The sequence below is a fragment of the Okeania sp. SIO2B9 genome, assembly GCF_010672505.1.
Lineage (GTDB): Bacteria > Cyanobacteriota > Cyanobacteriia > Cyanobacteriales > Microcoleaceae > Okeania > Okeania hirsuta.
Window position 1 is genome coordinate 1 of the sequence record NZ_JAAHGK010000893.1, and the last position, 3,254, is coordinate 3,254.

A 3,254-nucleotide genomic window follows, 5' to 3' on the forward strand; every position below is an offset into this window, starting at 1 on the left:
TAAGAATATCTCAAGTCTAGGATTTTTTGTTCTGGTTTCTATGCTTCTAAAAAAGGTATATTTAAGCAGGAAAATATAGATTGGTTTTTGGGGAAGTTACGAGAAGGAGAATCAGAAATACTTTATATATGGGCAGCAGATCAACCAATCCTCAACTACATGGTAATGCGGTTAAATTTGAAAGTAGATAATTTGGCTATTAGTCTGTCTCCTAATGAAAAAACAGGTAACAGTGTTACCTCGAAACATTTTGAAGAGCAAGACCATATTGTTTACGATCGTGGTAAGCGGTTAACATATCTTCACTACATTGGAGTTTCATCTAAAGCATTTACTAGAGTTTGTGAAGGAGAAAATTTAGATTTTCCCTATAGAGAGATATTTTTACACTATCGCTATCTACATGAACCGGAGAAAAAACCTAAGTTTATAGGGAAACCAAAACCTTATAATCCTCCACCAAGTTTAATCGATAAAATATTCAAGAAAATAGGATTATCAAGTTGAGGATAAATTACAATGAAAGGAATTTATATTGTTGCTAATGATAAGGTACTTGATAACACAATTGCTCTGCTGAAAAGTATCAGATTATATGATTATGATACTCCAATTATGATGATTCCTTTTGATGAAAATTATCAGCAGGTAGCAGAAATAGTCACAAGTAAATATGGAGTAGAAATTTATCCAGATTTAGAATTTGTAAATAATCTTTGCAACAATTTGTATAACATTTTTGGTCAAGGCTTTTTTAATACTCCTAACAAACAAAAAAAACAAGCTTGTTGGTTTGGACCATTCGATGAATTTCTCTATATTGATGTTGATATTGTTGTATTTGAAAAAATAGCCGATAATCTCAAATATTTAGAAGATTATGACTTTTTGTGTTGCGACTATCAATATTTAAGTGGAATAAAAAACGTCTTCACATCCAAAGTTATAGAAAAAAAAATCTTTACTGAAGAACAACTTAAAAATGTGTTTAATAGTGGGTGGTGGGCATCAAAGAAAAACCTGTTTACAGAAAATGAATTATATGAAACCTTTGCCGAATGTGCTGCCCATACCGAATATTTTGACTTTTCTGAAAAAACCACAGACCAGCCTATTTTTAACTATATAGTATTAAAACATATTTCTCGGCGATTAAATCTAGTCCGCCGACCCGAAGGCAAAGGTCCAGGAAGTTGGGCAGGTAGTCCCCATTTTCAACGAGAAGGCGATCGCTTGATTGACCCTAAAGTAGGTAAACCTGTACAATATTTACATTGGGCAGGTTTTCGGATTGAACCAGGATGCCCTTATTGGGATATTTGGGAGCATTATCGATATTTGGGCGAAGCTAAACCTACTTACTATCCTCAAAAAACTGAAAAGAAAAAAAGTCTAGGAGCAAAATTTATTGATAAGGTCAAAAATATAGGTCGGCAAATGAAGAAAAGCTAGGGTCATTTTAGTTATCAGTACCTCCGCTTTCAGTCTTAGGCTTGAAATCCAAAATTTTCTTTCTTTCCCCCTTAAAAGGGCAGGGTCAATTTATTGTCACTAGAGAAAAATTATGGGGAGATGGGGAGATGGGGAGATTCTTTAGATATTTGCACAATTAAATGTATTTCATATCCATATAAATATTCTCTGACGACAAAGAATTAGCCCTGCCTTCAAAAGGGAACCTTGAGGCCTTATTTCTTGGTCAGAAAAACAGCAGAATAAATTTGAATATATTTTAGATTATTTGGAGTCATAAAAAAAACTATGGCTAAAATAAATTTACCCCTTTAAAGATGCGGATACTTGAAATCCGAAATGTCCTTTTTTTTCCTTCAAATGAGAACCTTGAGACCTTATTTCTTGGTCAGAAAGATTTGAATTTTATTATCGGTGAGGACTTTTCAGTAAGACTAATAGGAAAATATTATGAGTCGTGGCATATATATCACTGCAAATGACAAAGTCATAGAACAAGGTATTGCTCTATTAAAAAGTATCCGTAAGTATGATAGTGACACACCAATTATTTTGATTCCCTATGATAATAATTATCAAACAGTCGCAGAATGTTTTTCGAGAGATTATGGGGTCAAAATTTATCAAGATTTAGAATTGATTAAAAGATTATCAAATAAACTAAAACAAATTTTTGGTAATAAATTTTTTGCCAGACCAAATCAGTTTCATAAGCAAGCTTGTTGGTTTGGATAATTTGATAAATTTTTATACATAGATACAGATATTGTTGTTTTTGATAAAATTATTGATAATCTAAACTATCTAAATGAATATGATTTCTTGTGTTTTGATTATCAACATTTAGGCGGAATGAAAAATGTATTCACCCCAGAAATTTATCAAGTTTTTAGTCAAGATGAACTTAAGGATATTTTTAATGGAGGATGGTGGGGATCTAAAAAAGGTCTAATTTCAGAACAATATTTGTATGATATACTTGCTCAATGTGCCACTCATCCAGAATACTTTGATTTTTCTCAGAAAACTTCCGATCAACCAATTATTAATTATATGATTTTGAAGCGAATTAAAAAGCGTTTCAATATTGTTCGCAGACCAGGAAAAGCAGCAGGAAGTTGGGCAGGTACATCACATTTTCATCGAGAAGGTGATAAACTTATAGACCCGACTGTGAATCAACCTTTAGACTATCTACATTGGGCAGGAATTCGGATTTCACCAGAGTGCCCTTATTGGGATATTTGGGAGCATTATCGATATTTGGGGGAATCTAAACCAACCAACTATCCCCAAAAAACAGAGAGGAAAAAAAGTTTAGGACAAAGAATCTGGAATAAAGTAAAGAAAAGTATTAACTTTTGAAAGGAAAAACTATGAGTAATAGCACTAAAGATTTTTGTTTTTGTACTTTGGTTCTAGGTCAAAGATATCGTGAAATTGCTAAGGAATTAATTAGAGATTTAGAAAAATATTCTCCAGGCACATCATTAGTAATTTGCACAGATGAACCAGATGATTTTAGTAAATACCAAAACGTTATCGCTTTCAAGCATCAGCAACAAGGGATTTTATTTTGCTTTAACGATCGACGGTTTGTGTTTCAAGCAGCTTTATCATTATTCAGGGTAGCTATTCATATTGATGCGGATACAAAAATTGTAGATACCATACCTGAAGATATTAAATGGAACCCTGGAATCACTGGAGGTCGAGGAAATTTAGTGCAACCTTTTTTAAATCTGCAAATCTGTGAGAATGATATTTGTTGAAGTGCTGCA

At 32.7% G+C, this 3,254-nt stretch carries 5 protein-coding genes; all 5 read left to right on the forward strand.

Annotated elements, in window-relative coordinates; translation table 11 throughout:
• Window positions 1-87 precede the first annotated feature (87 nt).
• The 5 genes from F6K13_RS25090 (at window position 88) to F6K13_RS25105 (ending at window position 3,245) form a co-directional block, all read left to right on the forward strand.
• On the forward strand, window positions 88-507 hold the full coding sequence (locus F6K13_RS25090; protein WP_287288715.1) for a hypothetical protein: 420 nt from the start codon (window positions 88-90) through the stop codon (window positions 505-507).
• 12 nt (window positions 508-519) lie between these two features.
• Window positions 520-1,452: an Npun_R2821/Npun_R2822 family protein gene (locus F6K13_RS25095; RefSeq protein ID WP_124144473.1), complete on the forward strand. Its 933-nt coding sequence runs from the start codon at window positions 520-522 to the stop codon at window positions 1,450-1,452.
• Window positions 1,453-1,923: 471 nt separating this feature from the next.
• Window positions 1,924-2,208, forward strand: coding sequence for a hypothetical protein (locus tag F6K13_RS35405; RefSeq protein WP_338043162.1), 285 nt, complete (start codon window positions 1,924-1,926; stop codon window positions 2,206-2,208).
• 117 nt (window positions 2,209-2,325) lie between these two features.
• Window positions 2,326-2,838 carry a hypothetical protein gene (locus F6K13_RS35410; RefSeq protein ID WP_338043161.1) on the forward strand — a complete coding sequence of 171 codons (513 nt, stop codon included), beginning with the start codon at window positions 2,326-2,328 and terminating at the stop codon, window positions 2,836-2,838.
• Between the two features lie 11 nt (window positions 2,839-2,849).
• A complete protein-coding gene (locus tag F6K13_RS25105) occupies window positions 2,850-3,245 on the forward strand; it encodes a hypothetical protein (RefSeq protein WP_287288717.1) in 396 nt (131 codons plus the stop codon).
• Window positions 3,246-3,254: the final 9 nt, after the last annotated feature.